This window comes from Microbacterium sp. 18062 (assembly GCF_902706225.1).
In the GTDB taxonomy this organism is placed as follows: Bacteria; Actinomycetota; Actinomycetes; order Actinomycetales; family Microbacteriaceae; genus Microbacterium.
The window spans coordinates 16,758-31,810 of the sequence record NZ_CACSKB010000043.1 but is presented as its reverse complement, the minus strand read 5'-3'; the positions used below and the strand labels follow the sequence as shown (position 1 = coordinate 31,810).

Sequence of the window (15,053 nt, the reverse complement as noted above, 5' to 3'; positions counted from 1 at the left end):
GCCGCGGTGATGGTCGAGGACGTCGCTCGGACGGTGCAGATCGCTCGTGAGGGTGGTCCGTTGGTGCCGATCCCGCAGGAGGCCATCGATCGCCTCTACCACCGCTACCAGAACGTCTACGGACAGAGCGGGGACGAACGCCGATGACCGGGGACACCACCACGACCGATGGTCGGGACGCGGTGTGCGAGGCGATCCTCGCCGGCCGCACATCGCTCGGCATCGAGCTGGGGTCGACGCGCATCAAGGCGTGTCTGGTCGGCGAGGACCCCGGGGTCGTCCTCGCGGTCGGCGCGCACGAGTGGGAGAACCGGTTCGTCGACCGGGTGTGGACGTATCCGCTGGACGCGGTCCGGGAGGGACTGCGCGCCGCGTACGCCGACCTCGTCGCGGACGTGCGCGAGCGCTACGGCGTTCAGCCCGAGACCTTCGGCGCCATCGGGGTCTCCGCGATGATGCACGGCTATCTCGCGTTCGACGAGGGCGACGACCTGCTCGTGCCGTTCCGCACCTGGCGGAACACCACGACGGGTCCGGCGTCCGCGGCGCTGACCGAGCTTTTCGGCGTCAACATCCCGCTGCGCTGGTCGATCGCGCACCTGTATCAGGCGGTGCTCGACGAGGAGTCCCACGTGCCGCAGGTCCGGTTCCTCACGACGCTCGCCGGCTACGTGCACTGGCAGCTGACGGGCCGCAAGGCTATCGGCATCGGCGATGCGTCGGGGATGTTCCCGATCGACGCCGCCACCAAGGATTACAACGCCGACCTCGTCGCACGGTTCGACGACCTCGTCGCCGAGTCGGCGCCGTCGCTGAGGCTCGCGGAACTGCTGCCGGAGGTGCTCGTCGCGGGCGAGCCGGCCGGCCGGCTCACCGCGGAGGGCGCTGCGCTCCTGGACCCCTCCGGCGTGCTGCGCCCGGGCGTGCTGCTCTGCCCGCCCGAGGGAGACGCCGGCACCGGGATGGTGGCGACCGACTCCGTCGCCCCGCGCACCGGCAATGTCAGCGCGGGCACGAGCGTCTTCGCGATGGTCGTGCTCGAGAAGCCGCTCGAACGTGTGCATCACGAGCTCGACCTCGTGACCACCCCCGCCGGCGACCCGGTGGCGATGGTGCACTGCAACAATGGTGCGAGCGAGCTCGCCGCGTGGGCCGAGATGTTCGGTCGGTTCGCCGTCCTCGCAGGCGTGCCGGTGGCATCCGACGCGGTGTTCGAGACGTTGTTCCGCGAGGCGCTCGCGGGCGAGGCGGATGCGGGCGGACTCCTGGCCTACAACCACCTCGCCGGCGAGCCGATCGCCGGGCTCGCCGAGGGGCGTCCGCTCTTCGTGCGCACACCGGACAGTCGCCTCACGCTCGGGAACGCCATGCGCGCGCAGCTCTACGGGGTCTTCGGCACCCTGAGCCTCGGGATGCGGGTGCTCGAGGACGAGGGCGTCTCGCTCGAGCGCATGTTCGCGCACGGCGGGCTCTTCCGCACCGCCGGTGTCGCCCAGCGGTTCCTCGCGGGTGCGCTCGACGCTCCGGTCGCCGTCGGCGAGACCGCCTCCGAGGGCGGGGCGTGGGGCATCGCGGTCCTCGCCGCGTACGCCTCGTCGGGGGCGGCCGCGTCCGGGGTCGATCTCGGCACCTACCTCGGCGAGAGGGTGTTCGGCGACGCCGTGTTCGACACCGTCCACCCCGACCCCGCCGACGTCGCGGGCTTCGCCGCCTACCTCGACCGCTACCGCGCCGGGCTCGCGGTCGAGGCCGCCGCCGTCCACGTGCTCTGACCCCCCGACGAAGGAGAACCCCGCAATGACCCGTACCCCGCTGAACACGTCGCTCGACGGCTACGAGGTCTGGTTCGTCACCGGCAGCCAGAACCTGTACGGCGAGGAGACCCTCCGGCAGGTCGCCGAGCAGTCCCAGGCGGTCGTCGCCGGACTCGAGGGGCTGCCGGTCAGAGTGGTCTGGAAGCCGGTTCTGAAGGACTCCGACGCGATCCGCCGGCTCGCGCTCGAGGTGAACGGCCGCGACGACGTCATCGGCGTGATCACGTGGATGCACACCTTCAGCCCGGCCAAGATGTGGATCGCCGGCCTCGACGCGCTGCAGAAGCCGCTGCTGCACCTGCACACGCAGGCGAACGTCGAGCTGCCCTGGGCCGACATCGACTTCGACTTCATGAACCTGAACCAGGCCGCGCACGGCGACCGCGAGTTCGGCTACATCCAGACCCGGCTGGGTGTCGCGCGCAAGACGGTCGTCGGGCACGTGTCGAACCCCGCCGTGCTCGGGCAGATCGAGGACTGGCAGCGCGCCGCGGCGGGCTGGGCGGCCGCCCGCACGCTCAAGCTCGCGCGCTTCGGCGACAACATGCGCTACGTCGCGGTCACCGAGGGCGACAAGACCGAGGCGGAGCTCCGTTTCGGCGTGCAGGTCAACACGTGGGGTGTGAACGAGCTGGCGGATGCGGTGGCCGCCGCATCCGATGCCGACATCGATGCGCTCGTCGCCGAGTACGAGGAGCTCTACGACGTCGTGCCGGAGCTGCGCCGTGGCGGCGATCGTCACGCGTCGCTGCGCGACGGCGCGGCGATCGAGCTGGGGCTGCGATCGTTCCTCGAGGAGGGGGGATTCGGCGCCTTCACGACGAGCTTCGAGGACCTCGGCGCGCTCACGCAGCTGCCGGGCCTCGCCGTCCAGCGTCTGATGGCCTCCGGCTACGGCTTCGGCGCGGAGGGCGACTGGAAGACCGCCGTCCTCGTGCGCGTGGCGAACGTGATGGGTGCGGGGCTGCCGGGCGGGGCCAGCCTCATGGAGGACTACACCTACGATCTGGTCGAAGGCGACGAGAAGATCCTCGGCGCGCACATGCTCGAGGTGGCCCCCTCGCTCACGAGCGAGAGGCCGCGTCTCGAGATCCACCCGCTCGGCATCGGCGGCAAGGACGACCCGGTGCGGCTGGTCTTCACGGCCGACCCGGGTGCGGCCGTCGTCGTCGCGATGAGCGACATGCGCGATCGGTTCCGGCTCGTCGCGAACGTCGTGGAGAACGTCAGCGCCCCGGACCTGCCGAAGCTGCCGGTGGGGCGCGCGGTGTGGAAGCCCGCCCCAGACTTCGCGACCTCCGCCGCCTGCTGGCTGGCCGCGGGCGCCGCGCACCACACGGTGATGTCGACGGCCGTGGGCATCGAGGTGTTCCGCGACTTCGCCGAGATCGCGAAGACCGAGCTCGTCGTCATCGACGAGTCGACCACGGTGCGGGAGTTCCAGCGCGAGCTGCGCTGGAACCAGGCCTACTACCGTCTCGCACAGGGACTCTGATGTCATCGGTGCCGTTGTCGGGGACCCAGCACCTGTTGCGCGCCGGCGAGTACGAGGCGTCGATCGCGAGCATCGGCGCGTCGCTGCGGTCGCTGACCTTCGCCGACCGGCACCTCGTGGTGCCGTTCGCAGCCGATGAGGTGCGTCCGGCGTTCCGCGGGGCGACGCTCGCGCCGTGGCCGAACCGTATCGTCGACGGGCGCTACGTCTTCGCGGGCACGGAGCACCGGCTCGCCCTCACGGAGCCCGACCGCGGTCATGCGCTGCACGGTCTCGCCGCCTGGCTCGACTACGACGCGGTCGACAAGGGGTCCGATCACGTCACGCTGAGCGCCGTGGTCGAGGCGCAGGCCGGGTATCCCTGGCGGGTGCGGATCGACACCCGCTTCGCCCTGGGCGCGGACGGACTCACCCAGACGGTGCGGGTCACGAACCGGTCGGAGGCCGTGGCTCCGTACGGCACGGGACCGCATCCGTACCTCGTCGCGGGCCCCGGCCGCGTCGACGAGTGGACGCTCGTGCTCCCGGCCGCCCGGGTGCTGCACGTGACCGGGGACCGCCTGGTGCCCACCGAACTGCGGGCGGTCGACGCCGACGACCCGACGCGGTTCGACTTCCGGGCGCCGCGCGTCGTCGGTACGACCGAGATCGACCACGCGTACACGGACCTGCAGCGCGATGCCGACGGCGTCGCGACGGTGCGGGTGACGGATGCGACGGGCTCCGGCGTCGAGATGAGCTGGTCGTCCGAGTGCCCGTGGGTGCAGGTGCACACCGCGGATCGTCCGGACTGGCCGGCGGGTCACCGGTCGGGGCTCGCGGTCGAGCCGATGACGTGCGCGCCGGACGCCTTCAACGCCGGTGCGTACGCGTACGACACGGGTCTGCTCGAGGTGGGCCCGGGGGAGGCCGTCGACGCCGGGTGGCGCATCGCCGCGATCTGACCGCCTCGCCCAGGCGCCGCGACCGCGGCGAGACCAAGCGCACACCGCGCCCCTTCGTCTCGTCGCTTCGCTCCTCGCTCAGGGACCGAGAGCGGAGAATTTCGGGGCGGACTCTCGGGTCAGCGGCCGGGGTCCCTGACGACCAACGAAGGAAGCGAAATCTCCCCACTCCGGGGAGACTCTCGGGTCAGTTCGTCAGTGCCCCTGCGGGGCACTCCGTGGGATGGCGAAAGCCCGGTCGCTGCCCGTCGTCTCGCTTCGCTCCTCGCTCAGGAACCGCGAAGACGTGACTTTCGCATCAGCTTCTCCGCGCCCCTGGCGGGGCGCTCCGTGGGGTGGGGAAAGTCCAGGCAATGCGCCTGTTCAACAGAACCGGGGCGGGGAGACTTTCGGGTCAGTGCTCGTGGGTCGGTTCGACCATGTGCTCGCTGTGATCGGGAGCCAGCCGTCCCGCCTCGGTCGAGGCGAGCGCCGGGGTGACGAGCGCTGCGACGACGGTCGCGCCGACCAGCACGCCCAGCGCGCTCGCGCGGACCGCGCGGCGCGGCTCGTGAGAGGTGGTGCGAGCGGTGCGGCGCGCGTCGTGGGCGCAGGCGAGGCCCGCGACGATGAGCAGCGCGATCGCGGCGCCCACGGCGGCGATGCTCGTGTGCGCCGCGTCGGCGACGAGCAGCCCGATGAGCGCACCCATCCCCGCGAGCACGCCGATCAGGCCCAGCCGAGGGGCGACGATACGGCCGCGTGCGAGCACCGTCCCGGCCCATCCGAGCGAGGCGGCGCCCAGCACGAGAAGCGCTGCGGCGAGGACACCGGGGCCGGCGGCGCGCGATTCGCCTCCGGCCCCGGTCACGACGCCCGCAGCGAGTGCGAGCTCGATCAGCCCCGCCCCGGCCGCGGCCAGCGAGGGCCACGACCGGGTGAAGGCTGTCGTCTTGGTCACGCCACGGCCGTCCGCGCGCCGCGCTCGGCACCCAGGCCCACGCCCAGCAGCACCAGTGCGCTGGCGAGGTGGAGGAAGTGGTCGAACGTGTTCAGGGCGAGGATGTTGAGGGCGGTCCCCACGAGGAAGAAGCCCACGACGCCCAGCAGCAGGTATGCCGCGCCGACGATGACGTTGACGGTCTTGGCGGCTCGCGCCGAGGCAAGCCCCGCGATCAGCAGCGCAGCGCCGATCAGCAGGTGCGCGATGTTGTGCAGAGGGTTGACCTCGAAGATGCCGAGGAGCAGTCCCCCGCTGGTCGCGATGAAGTCGACGCCGCCCGTCACGGCGAACCCGAGCAGGCCGACGAGCAGGTAGACCGCGCCGAAGATGGTTCCGACGAGTCGGTTGGGTGAAGAGCGCATTTTCTTCCTCCTGAGTTGTGCTGTGTGCGATGAATCGTGCTGCGTGTGCGACGGGCGCCGCGTCACGATCTGTTCGGACCCGGCGCTCGATCGGATGTTGTTCGGACCGGGCGCCGGATCGGATGGCTGTTCGCCGCGTTTTCGCGGCGGGGCGGGTAGACGAAGGGCCCTGGATCGATCCGGGGCCCTTCTCGATGCGGTGGACGCAGGTGCTCGGGGACGGGCGAGCCCGCCCCCGAACGCTCAGTCGTCGCGCAGCTCCTCCTTGATGTCGTTGCGCTTGTGCACGGAATCGCGTTCGGCCTCGGCCTTCTTGACCTCGGCGTCGGCCTTCTTCTCGTCGATCTTGTCGCCGATGCGGTCGGCGGTGTCCTCCCACGCGTCCTTGATCTTGCGCCCGGCCGTCTCGGCGGTGTCCTTCGCGTCGTCGATGAATCCCATGTCGTGCTCCCTTCGGATGTCCTGTGGCACGACGGTAGAGCTCATGGTGCCTTCGAGCATGGGGGTTGCGCATCGGCGAGACTCGTTGGTAGCCGGTCGCCCTCGGGCCCCGATCGCGTCATACTCTCTTCGTGCGGTTCGAGACCACCATGTCGTTGACCGGCAGCAACAACACCGGCATCGAGGTGCCGCCCGAGATCGTGGAGCAGCTGGGGGCGGGCAAGCGGCCGGCGGTCGTCGTGACGGTGAACGGGTTCACCTATCGGACGACGGTGGCCGTCATGGGCGGCAGGTTCCTCATGCCCTTCAGCTGAGGTGCGGCGCTGCCCTACGCTGGCGTCCATGACCCTCGCATCGATCACCGACCAGGCCGAGCTGTGGTCGCTGGGCACCGCAGGCTCGATCTTCGGCCTCATCGTCTACGTCCTCGTCGCGATCGCGCTGTGGCGGGTGTTCGCGAAGGCCGGATGGCCCGGCATCCTCGCGATCATCCCGATCGTGAACGTCTTCATCCTGGTGAAGATCGCCGGCTACTCGGCATGGCTCACGCTGCTGTACGTCATCCCGATCGTCGGTTGGGTCTTCTCGATCGTGGTCGCCGTGCGTGTGGGGCGCGGCTTCGGACGAGGCGGGGCGTTCAGCTTCTTCCTTCTGTGGCTCATCCCGTTCATCGGCTATTTCATCCTCGGCTACGGCCGGGCCGTCTACTCGAAGCCGGCCTGAGCCCCGGAGCGGGATTCCCGCATCATCGGGAAGCGCCTCCGGCGGGCACCGCCGACGTGCGTCGTTCGTGGTCCCCCTCCGCGGGCAGTCGCGGTGTGATCACACGCGGGAACGGGGTGACGGGCGCGCCGTAGGCTGAGGGCATGCACGGCGAATACAAGGTGCCCGGCGGAAAGCTCGTGGTCGTCGACCTCGAGGTCCGTGACGGACGGATCGCGGACTTCCACCTCGCGGGGGATTTCTTCCTCGAACCCGATGACGCGCTGGCCGACATCGACGCGGCCGTCACCGGCCTGCCGGTCGAGACGGACGCGTCGACGATCGCCGCCGCGGTGCGCGCCGCCCTCCCCGCCGCCGCTCAACTGCTCGGGTTCACCCCCGAATCGGTCGGCACCGCCGTACGCCGCGCCCTCGTGACCGCACCCGGCTGGAAGGACTTCAGCTGGGAGGTCGTGCACGACCGCCCGGTCTCGCCGCGGATGCACCTCGCGCTCGACGAGGTGCTCACCACCCGCGTCGGCGACGGGCGCCGCAACCCCACCCTGCGGCTGTGGGAGTGGGACGAGTCCGCCGTGGTCATCGGCTCGTTCCAGTCGTATCGCAACGAGGTCGACCCCGAGGGCGCCGCCCGTCACGGGTTCGACGTGGTCCGCCGCATCTCGGGGGGCGGGGCGATGCTGATGGGCGCGGGCTCGATCGTCACCTACTCGCTGTACGTGCCCGCCTCGCTCGTGGCGGGGATGACCTTCGCCGACTCCTATGCGTTCCTCGACGACTGGGTGCTGCAGGCGCTGCGGTCCCTCGGCGTCGAGGCCACCTACCAGCCGCTCAACGACATCGCCTCGCCCGCAGGCAAGATCGGCGGAGCCGCGCAGAAGCGGCTCGCGAACGGTGGCGTGCTGCACCACGCCACCCTCAGCTACGACATGGACGGCCAGGTGCTCACCGAGGTGCTGCGCATCGGGCGCGAGAAGCTGAGCGACAAGGGCACGGTGTCGGCGGCCAAGCGCGTCGACCCGCTCCGCAGCCAGACCGGGCTCCCGCGCGAGGAGATCATCGAGCGCTTCATCGATGTCTTCTCGAACCTCTACGGCGCCACGGCCGGGCACATCACGGCCGAGGAGTACGCCGAGGCCGAGGCGCTCGTCACGGAGAAGTTCGCGACCGACGCGTGGCTGCGGCGCGTGCCGTGACCGGATCCGTCGCCATCCACCAGGGCGACAACCTGGCGGTCGCGCGGCGACTGCCGGACGCCGCCTTCGCCGTGGTCTATCTCGACCCGCCCTTCAACACCGGCCGCACTCGCACGCGTCTCGCGGGCGCGGCGCCGGACGACGCCCCGGGCGCCGCCCGTGACGAGGCGGGTCGGCAGGCGGATGGGGAGGTCGCTGCGGGCAGGATGCAGGACATCTCGCCCGCGAGCCTGCGCCTCGGACCCGCGATCTCCGTGGACGAGCGGGATCCGGCGGGAACGAGCGGGAGCGGGCGCACGGGTGTCCTGCATGCCGGACACGCGGGCCCGGGGTCTGACGCGGCGCCCGATCGGCACCGCGGGTTCCGCGGGCGCGAGTACGTGCGGCTCCGCGGCGACCTCGGCGTCTACGACGACAGCTTCGACGACTACTGGGGCTTCCTCGAGCCGCGGCTGCTGGAGGCGTGGCGTCTGCTCGCCGACGACGGCACGCTGTACCTGCACCTCGACTACCGCGAGGTGCACTACGCGAAGGTGCTGCTCGACGCGCTCTTCGGCCGCGAACGGTTCCTGAACGAGATCGTCTGGGCGTACGACTACGGCGCGAAGTCCAGGCGTCGCTGGCCGACCAAGCACGAGACGATCCTCGTCTACGTGAAGGATCCCGACCGGTACTGGTTCGATGCGGATGCGGTCGACCGCGAGCCGTACATGGCGCCCGGGCTCGTCACCCCGGAGAAGGCCGCCCGGGGAAAGCTGCCCACCGACGTCTGGTGGCACACGATCGTGCCGACCACCGGTCGCGAGCGGACCGGGTATCCGACCCAGAAGCCGGAGGGGATCCTCCGGCGCATCGTTCAGGCCTCGAGCCGTCCCGGCGACACGGTGCTCGACCTGTTCGCCGGCAGCGGCACGACGGGTGCGGTCGCCGCGGCTCTCGGCCGTGACGCCCTGCTCGTCGACGACAACCCCGAGGCGATCTCGGTCATGCGTGCCCGTCTGCCGCACGCCGTGGTCTTCGCGGGGCCCTGACCCGCCGCACCGCGCAGTCGGGCAGCGCATCGCGAGGGCCGTGCTCGCGGTCAGGCGCCCTCCTGCCGCGCGATCTCGCGAGCCGCGGCGCCGGGCGCGACCCGGCGGAGCTCGACGACATGCTCGCCGGGACTCCGCCGCACCGTGTCCCCCTCCCAGGTGAGCACCTGCACGGCGACCGGAGTGCGCACCCGGAGCGTCGATCCGACGACCTCCACTCGCATGATCCCCCGTCGGGTGGGCACCGCGGCGCCGATGCGGTCCAGCCCGGTGCGCGCCGGTGACACCGTGTACGTGTCGGACCCCAGGTCGAGCGGCCGCACACCGAGGACGTGCACGACGAGGTCGCGTGCGGGCGAGCTGCTCCACCCGTGGCTGGGCGATCCCCACTCCCAGCACTCGCCGAAGGTGTCGTAGCCGTCCTCGAGGAAGCGCAGCCAGCGTCTGACGAGTGCGGGGATGAGATCGGCCCGCCCGGCGCGCGCGACGGCGTCGTGCACGACCGCTGAGAAGAAAGGCTCGGCCCGCACGATCTCGGTGTGCACGTCCCAGTCGATCCGCTGCACGCCTCGGGCTCGGTCGGCGATCTTGTCCTCGAGGGCGATCGTCGGGGAGGCGGCGTTCCACCCCCGCGTGACGAGCCGCCGTTCGTCGGTGATCCGTTCGATGATCCCCTCGAGCCGGTCGACCGGAACGAGGCCCGCGACGATCGCCGCCGCGTTCGCCGCCTGCGAGACCGGGGGCAGGCGCTCGGTGCCCTCGGCGTGGTCGACGTACAGACCGCGTTCGGCATCCCAGAAGCGGTCGAATCCCTCCTCCACCAGGGAGAGCCAGGCGCTCGCCTCGGCGGCGTCACCCGTGTTGCCCGCCCAGCGGCTCAACTCCGCGTACTCGCGCAGCCCGCGTGCCCAGAGCGCCGTGAGGATGGAGCTGTGCCCCGAGGTGAAGACGCTCGACCAGTCGACGAGAGGCCATTCCGGCACGTCCCGGAGGATGCCGTCGGCGTCCGCGTACGGCGTGAACCAGGCCAGCATCCTGCCCGCCGTGGCCAGGTGCGCACGGATGGCGTCGACGTCGCCGCAGGACCGCGCGTAGAGCCAGAGGGCGTGCAGCCAGTGCAGCGACCAGTCCGGAATCGAGTGCATCGCCGCAGCCTCGATGTCGCCGGCGACCGACATCGGCAGGAGGCCGTCCGGCCGCGGCGAGTCGCTCAGCTCGAGGTGACGTGCGATGAGGCGCCAGTCGGCGTTCGCGACGAGGTGCACCTCGGTGTGGACGACGGCGTCGCCCACCCATGCGCGCTGCTCACGCGTGGGGCAGTCCGTGAACGCATCCACCGAGTTCAGCTGCGTGGTGCGCACGCCCGCGCGCCAGAGCCGCTCGAGGTCGGGGTCGCTCGACCAGAACGCGGGCCCCTCCCGGCGCGGATAGAGATGCTCGCGCACGGACATCCCCGACACGTGCACCGTGCCGCGGCGCGCCGGGGTGATCACGAGCAGGGCGTACCTGAGTCCGTTCGGCTCGAGCGCGCGGAACGACGTCCTCCCGTCGCCGAGGACGACACGGGCGCCGGCGCGCGGGGTGTACCGCCCGTCCGCGCGGTCGTCGCCGGATCGTTCGAGATACGCGACGTCCAGGAGAGACCCGGCGGGAGCGAGCACGTCGATCTCGGCGAACCCGGAGACCACTCGGCCGAAGTCGAATCGCCAGACCTGCAGGTCGCCCGCCTCGGCCTCGACGGGATCGGGGAGGGGTCCGCCCGCATCGATCCACGCGGTCACCCGCGACGCGATCTCGTGCGCCCCGGTCACGGGCGCGCCGGGCGCACCCGTGACCGGGTGGGCGCGGCACACCGAGGCGGGCGTCACGAGATCGCCGCCGAGCGGCGCCATCCCCCGCGGGCGGAGCGGACCGTACGGGTAGGCCGGCGGCCGTGAGCGGTTGCGTCCGCCGGGATGGGCGGCCGTGGCGGTGACGGCATCCGCCATCGACGCCAGGTAGTGCGGGGAGACCGTCCAGGCCGGATCGAGCAGGCGATGGTCGACGACCTCGATCGGCAGCGAGGCGAGGATCCCCCCGGACGGCTCGGACGACCAGGCGCGCAGGGTGTGACCTCGCCACCGCGTGTCGGTGGCCAGCTCCGGCCACGCCTCTCCGGCATCCACCAGGAGGCAGGCCCGACTGCCCAGACCCGCGGTCACCCGCGCGCGCTGCCAGAACGCGTTGTCCTCGCCGTAGTAGGTCACCAGGACGGCGATGGCGTTGCGGCCGCGGCGAAGCGCGGGCGCGATGTCGTGCTCGTCGTAGGTCCATCGTGCCGGCTGGGAGCGCACCGGGCCGCGACCGATCTCGGATCCGTTGACCCACAGGACGTAGCGGGCGTCCGCGGTGATGCGGACGGGGAGAGTGCCGGGCACCGAGTCCAGCTCGATCTCGCGCCGGAACCCGACGCGGTGCAGACGGCCGGGCTCGGGGATGTCGTCGGCGGTGATCCACTCGCCCCGCCAGCTCGACGCACCGCGTTCATCCGATGACATCGAGGCCTCTCGCGGCGATGGCGGATGCGTGCCGCTGCCGGCGCCGCTCGGCCTGCGCGACCGGATCGGTGACGGGTGTGGCCAGCAGCAGCCGCCGTGTGTAGGGGTGCGCCGGAGCCTCGATGACCTGGCGGGTGGGCCCGGTCTCGACGATCGTGCCGTCTTTGAGCACGGCGATGCGATCGCTGATGTGCCGGACGACGCCGAGGTCGTGGCTGATGAAGAGGTAGGCGACGCCGGTGCGGTCCTGGAGATCGCGCAGGAGCGCGAGGATCCGCGCCTGTGTCGACACGTCCAGGGCGCTCGTCGGCTCGTCGCAGACGATCAGGCGCGGCTCGAGCGCGAGTGCGCGTGCGATCGCGATCCGCTGGCGCTGACCGCCGGAGAACTCGCTGGCGAGGCGGCGGCCCGCGTCGGACGGTAGACCGACCTCCTCGAGCAGTCTCCGGACGCGCCCGCGTGCGTCGGGCACGCGCCGCACGATGAGCGGCTCGATGAGGATGTCCTCGACGGTCATGGCGGGGTTCAGCGACGAGTAGGGGTCCTGGAAGATCGCCTGCAGTCCTGCCGCGGCCACACGGCGTCGGCGCCGCGACAGGTCGGTGATGTCGGCGCCGTCGAGACGGATGCGGCCCTCGCGCACCGGGGCGAGACCGAGCAGGGCGCGCCCGATCGTGCTCTTGCCGGACCCGGACTCCCCGACGAGGCTCAGGGTCTCTCCCGCGTCGAGCACGAGATCCACGCCGCGGATCACCCGCTTCTCGGCAGAGCGGCCGCGTCGTCGGTAGCTGACGTGGAGGTCGTCGACCTCCAGCACGGGGTCGGCCATGCGCACCACCTCAGTCCAGTTCCCTCGCGGCGCGCAGCAGCGCCCGCGAGTACTCGTGCTCGGGCCCTGCGAAGAACGCCTGCACCGAGGTGTCCTCGACGATCCGGCCCGCTCTCATGACAGCGACGCGATCGCAGACGTCCGACACCACGCCGAGATTGTGGGTGACGAGGATCACCGCGAGGCCGCGCTCGTCCCGGAGCTCGCGGATGAGATCGAGCACCTCCGCCTGCACGGTGACGTCGAGCGCCGTCGTCGGCTCGTCGGCGATGATCAGCTCGGGCTCCGCGGCGACGGCGCCGGCGATGAGCACGCGCTGCGCCATCCCTCCGGATATCTCGTGGGGGTACCGGCGTGCGACGTCCTCGGCGTCCGCGATGCCCACACGGCGGAGGAGGTCGAGCACGCGTGCTCGCGCCGCGGGCTTCGAGAGCGAGGTCACGGCCCGCAGCCCCCGGACCATCTGCCGGCCCACCGTCATCGTCGGATCCAGATTGGTCATCGGCTCCTGCGGGATGTAGGCGATCCGCGTGCCGCGCACCCGTCGGAGCCGGTCCCGGCGGCCGAGGATGTCGACGCCGTCGAACAGGACAGAGCCGGCGGACACGACGGCGGTCGGGGGGAGGACGCCGAGGATCGAGAACGCCGTCTGGGACTTGCCGGAGCCGGACTCGCCGACGAGCCCCACGATCTCGCCGCGCGCGACGTCGAGGTCGACGCCGTGGACCACGTTCCGCACCTCGTCCCGTCCGTGCGGGTAGCCGACCCGCAGGTCGCGGATGCCCAGCAGGGCGTCGGGCGGCACGGGAGCCGGATCGTCGCGGCGTCGCGGCGCACGGGAGCGTGCGTCCCGCCGCTGCCGGCTCGTGAGCAGGCGCCGGCCCGAGGAGGGATCGAGCGCGTCGCGGAGGGCGTTGCCGAGGAGCACGAAGGCGAGCACGGTCGCGGTGACGGTGAGCGCCGGCCACAGCACTCCCGTCGGGGAGACGTAGATGTTGCGGAACGCCAGGTCGAGCATGCCTCCCCAGGAGGCCTCCCGGGGACTGCCCAGGCCGAGGAACTCCAGCGCCGCCTGGATCCCGACCGCAGCGCCGAGGATGAAGGCGCTCTGGATGATGATGGGCGAGCGCACGGCGCGCAGGACGTGCCGGAAGAGGATGCGGGTGTCGCTGAGGCCGGACACCTTGGCCGCGTCGATGTAGAGCTCGCCGCGTACCCCCGCCACCACGCCCCGCACGAGACGGTAGAAGATGGGCGCGACGAGCACGCCGTAGATCGCCATCGCGAGCAGGATGTTCGGACCGATGACTGCGTACATGGCGATCAGGAGCACGACGCCCGGCAGGGCGAGGACCGCATCGGATATCCCGTTCCCCACGGTCTCGACGAGACCGGCGTAGTACCCGGCGAGCAGCCCCGCCAGGACGCCGATGCTCAACGACACGCCGAGCACGACGACGCCGGCCAGAAGCGTGCCGCGCGTCGCCCAGACGAGCCGGGAGAGAACGTCGCGACCGGCCATGTCCCCACCGAGCGCATAGTCTCCCTGGAAGGGGGGCGCGTTCGTCAGCTCGACGCGGGTGGAGTTCGGATCGAAGGGCGCCAGCCAGGGCGCGAGCACGGCCACCAGGACCATGAGTGCGATCAGCGCGATGGAGACGATGCCGAACGGGTTCCTCGCGAGCCGCCGGAACGGATGCGGCACGTCGACGCGGGTCGCCCCGGCCGCGGCGGGAGCGGGCGTGGCGTTCATCGATGCCTCACCTTCGGGTTCAGAGCGGCGTTCGCGAGGTCGGCGGCGAGGTTGACGACGACCACCACGACGATCACGAAGAGGACGCATCCCATCACGATCGGGATGTCGCCGAGAAGGGACGAGGAGACGGAGAGCTCCCCGACGCCGGGCAGCGCGAAGACTCTCTCGATGACGACGACGCCACCCATCAGCACGATGATCTGCAGGCCCAGGATGATGATGCCCGGACCGGCCGCGTTCCGGAACACGTGCTGGAACACGACGGCGGACGGGCGCATCCCGCGTGCCCGGAGGGTTCGGACGAAGTCCCGGGAGAGGACGTCCTTCACCGCGGCACGGAACTGCTGCGACGCGGGGCCGACGGAGGAGACGACGACCGCCGTCACGGGGAGGGCGAGGCTCATCGCCCAGGCGGCGGGGTTCTGCGCGAAGGGGACGAAACCCGTGGCGGGGAAGAGCCTCGCGCCGACCGCCAGCGTCATGACGAGCACGATGGCGATGATGAAGCTCGGCACGGCGGTGCCGATGAGGGCGACCACCTGCATGATGCGGTCGACCCACCCGCCGCTGACGGCGCTCGCGATGCCCAGCAGGGCGCTCAAGACCGCCGTCAGCAGCATGGCGACGCCGACCAGCGCGAGCGTGACCGGGATGCGGGCCGCGAGGATCGCGGAGACCGGTTCCCCGGTGTAGTAGCTCGTGCCGAGGTCTCCTCGGAACGCGTCGGCGAGCCATCCGACGTACTGCACGAGGACGGGGCGGTCCAGGCCCAGCTCCGCCGCTCTCGCGGCGACCTGCTCGTCGGTGGCGTCGACGCCGAGGAGCGTCCGCGCGATGGCGGGTCCGTTGCCGAAGACGAGTGCGAACGTCGCGAACGACACCCCCAGCGCGAGAAGGATGCTCGATCCCACGCGTTTGACCACGAACCCCACCATCGGCGGACCCT

At 71.5% G+C, this 15,053-nt stretch carries 14 protein-coding genes and 1 pseudogene; 8 read left to right on the top strand and 7 right to left on the bottom strand.

Annotated features, from left to right (window positions below):
• From GVL03_RS14690 to GVL03_RS14675, 4 genes and pseudogenes are all read left to right on the top strand, one after another.
• Positions 1-147 (top strand): annotated as a pseudogene (locus GVL03_RS14690) (L-ribulose-5-phosphate 4-epimerase); the annotation flags it as partial.
• A complete protein-coding gene (locus tag GVL03_RS14685) occupies positions 144-1,772 on the top strand; it encodes a xylulokinase (RefSeq protein ID WP_159501751.1) in 1,629 nt (542 codons plus the stop codon). The pseudogene GVL03_RS14690 and the gene GVL03_RS14685, both read left to right, overlap by 4 nt.
• A gap of 25 nt (positions 1,773-1,797) precedes the next feature.
• Positions 1,798-3,309 (top strand): L-arabinose isomerase, encoded by a 1,512-nt coding sequence (araA, locus tag GVL03_RS14680; protein ID WP_159501750.1) that lies wholly within the window; start codon positions 1,798-1,800, stop codon positions 3,307-3,309.
• Positions 3,309-4,253: an aldose 1-epimerase family protein gene (locus GVL03_RS14675; protein WP_159501749.1), complete on the top strand. Its 945-nt coding sequence runs from the start codon at positions 3,309-3,311 to the stop codon at positions 4,251-4,253. Before araA ends, GVL03_RS14675 begins: the two co-directional genes overlap by 1 nt.
• Positions 4,254-4,647: 394 nt before the next feature.
• On the opposite strand, the gene GVL03_RS14670 is transcribed toward GVL03_RS14675, so the two are convergent.
• The 3 genes from GVL03_RS14670 to GVL03_RS14660 all read right to left on the bottom strand — a co-directional run bounded on the left by GVL03_RS14670 (position 4,648) and on the right by GVL03_RS14660 (position 6,038).
• On the bottom strand, positions 4,648-5,193 hold the full coding sequence (locus tag GVL03_RS14670) for a hypothetical protein (RefSeq protein ID WP_159501748.1): 546 nt from the start codon (positions 5,191-5,193) through the stop codon (positions 4,648-4,650).
• Entirely contained in the window at positions 5,190-5,597 is a 408-nt protein-coding gene (locus GVL03_RS14665) for a DUF4383 domain-containing protein (RefSeq protein ID WP_159501747.1), read from the bottom strand. The genes GVL03_RS14670 and GVL03_RS14665 overlap by 4 nt, the downstream gene beginning before the upstream one ends.
• A gap of 243 nt (positions 5,598-5,840) precedes the next feature.
• Positions 5,841-6,038, bottom strand: coding sequence for a hypothetical protein (locus GVL03_RS14660; protein WP_159501746.1), 198 nt, complete (start codon positions 6,036-6,038; stop codon positions 5,841-5,843).
• 131 nt (positions 6,039-6,169) lie between these two features.
• On the opposite strand from GVL03_RS14660, the gene GVL03_RS14655 reads away from it, so the two are divergent.
• The 4 genes from GVL03_RS14655 to GVL03_RS14640 all read left to right on the top strand — a co-directional run bounded on the left by GVL03_RS14655 (position 6,170) and on the right by GVL03_RS14640 (position 8,985).
• Positions 6,170-6,352, top strand: a complete 183-nt coding sequence (locus GVL03_RS14655) for a DUF1905 domain-containing protein (protein ID WP_159501745.1) — start codon at positions 6,170-6,172, stop codon at positions 6,350-6,352.
• 28 nt (positions 6,353-6,380) lie between these two features.
• Positions 6,381-6,761 carry a DUF5684 domain-containing protein gene (locus GVL03_RS14650; RefSeq protein WP_159501744.1) on the top strand — a complete coding sequence of 127 codons (381 nt, stop codon included), beginning with the start codon at positions 6,381-6,383 and terminating at the stop codon, positions 6,759-6,761.
• Between the two features lie 143 nt (positions 6,762-6,904).
• Positions 6,905-7,954: a biotin/lipoate A/B protein ligase family protein gene (locus tag GVL03_RS14645; protein ID WP_159501743.1), complete on the top strand. Its 1,050-nt coding sequence runs from the start codon at positions 6,905-6,907 to the stop codon at positions 7,952-7,954.
• A complete protein-coding gene (locus GVL03_RS14640; protein ID WP_159501742.1) occupies positions 7,951-8,985 on the top strand; it encodes a site-specific DNA-methyltransferase in 1,035 nt (344 codons plus the stop codon). The genes GVL03_RS14645 and GVL03_RS14640 overlap by 4 nt, the downstream gene beginning before the upstream one ends.
• Before the next feature lie 50 nt (positions 8,986-9,035).
• Here GVL03_RS14640 and GVL03_RS14635 read toward each other — a convergent pair whose 3' ends face one another.
• From GVL03_RS14635 to GVL03_RS14620, 4 genes are read right to left on the bottom strand one after another with little or no spacing between them, the layout of a single operon-like run.
• Positions 9,036-11,522, bottom strand: coding sequence for a hypothetical protein (locus tag GVL03_RS14635; protein WP_159501741.1), 2,487 nt, complete (start codon positions 11,520-11,522; stop codon positions 9,036-9,038).
• Positions 11,509-12,351, bottom strand: a complete 843-nt coding sequence (locus tag GVL03_RS14630) for an ATP-binding cassette domain-containing protein (RefSeq protein WP_159501740.1) — start codon at positions 12,349-12,351, stop codon at positions 11,509-11,511. Before GVL03_RS14630 ends, GVL03_RS14635 begins: the two co-directional genes overlap by 14 nt.
• A gap of 10 nt (positions 12,352-12,361) precedes the next feature.
• Positions 12,362-14,104, bottom strand: coding sequence for a dipeptide/oligopeptide/nickel ABC transporter permease/ATP-binding protein (locus GVL03_RS14625; protein WP_159501739.1), 1,743 nt, complete (start codon positions 14,102-14,104; stop codon positions 12,362-12,364).
• Positions 14,101-15,042 (bottom strand): ABC transporter permease, encoded by a 942-nt coding sequence (locus GVL03_RS14620; RefSeq protein WP_159501738.1) that lies wholly within the window; start codon positions 15,040-15,042, stop codon positions 14,101-14,103. Before GVL03_RS14620 ends, GVL03_RS14625 begins: the two co-directional genes overlap by 4 nt.
• Positions 15,043-15,053 lie beyond the last annotated feature (11 nt).

Bases quoted from the DNA above. Each gene is read 5' to 3' on its own strand.
- GVL03_RS14685 (WP_159501751.1), top strand. From the start codon at position 144: ATGACCGGGGACACCACCACGACCGATGGTCGGGACGCGGTGTGCGAG.
- araA (WP_159501750.1), top strand. From the start codon at position 1,798: ATGACCCGTACCCCGCTGAACACGTCGCTCGACGGCTACGAGGTCTGG.
- GVL03_RS14675 (WP_159501749.1), top strand. From the start codon at position 3,309: ATGTCATCGGTGCCGTTGTCGGGGACCCAGCACCTGTTGCGCGCCGGC.
- GVL03_RS14665 (WP_159501747.1), bottom strand. From the start codon at position 5,597: ATGCGCTCTTCACCCAACCGACTCGTCGGAACCATCTTCGGCGCGGTC.
- GVL03_RS14660 (WP_159501746.1), bottom strand. From the start codon at position 6,038: ATGGGATTCATCGACGACGCGAAGGACACCGCCGAGACGGCCGGGCGC.
- GVL03_RS14650 (WP_159501744.1), top strand. From the start codon at position 6,381: ATGACCCTCGCATCGATCACCGACCAGGCCGAGCTGTGGTCGCTGGGC.
- GVL03_RS14645 (WP_159501743.1), top strand. From the start codon at position 6,905: ATGCACGGCGAATACAAGGTGCCCGGCGGAAAGCTCGTGGTCGTCGAC.
- GVL03_RS14635 (WP_159501741.1), bottom strand. From the start codon at position 11,522: ATGTCATCGGATGAACGCGGTGCGTCGAGCTGGCGGGGCGAGTGGATC.
- GVL03_RS14630 (WP_159501740.1), bottom strand. From the start codon at position 12,351: ATGGCCGACCCCGTGCTGGAGGTCGACGACCTCCACGTCAGCTACCGA.
- GVL03_RS14625 (WP_159501739.1), bottom strand. From the start codon at position 14,104: ATGAACGCCACGCCCGCTCCCGCCGCGGCCGGGGCGACCCGCGTCGAC.
- GVL03_RS14620 (WP_159501738.1), bottom strand. From the start codon at position 15,042: ATGGTGGGGTTCGTGGTCAAACGCGTGGGATCGAGCATCCTTCTCGCG.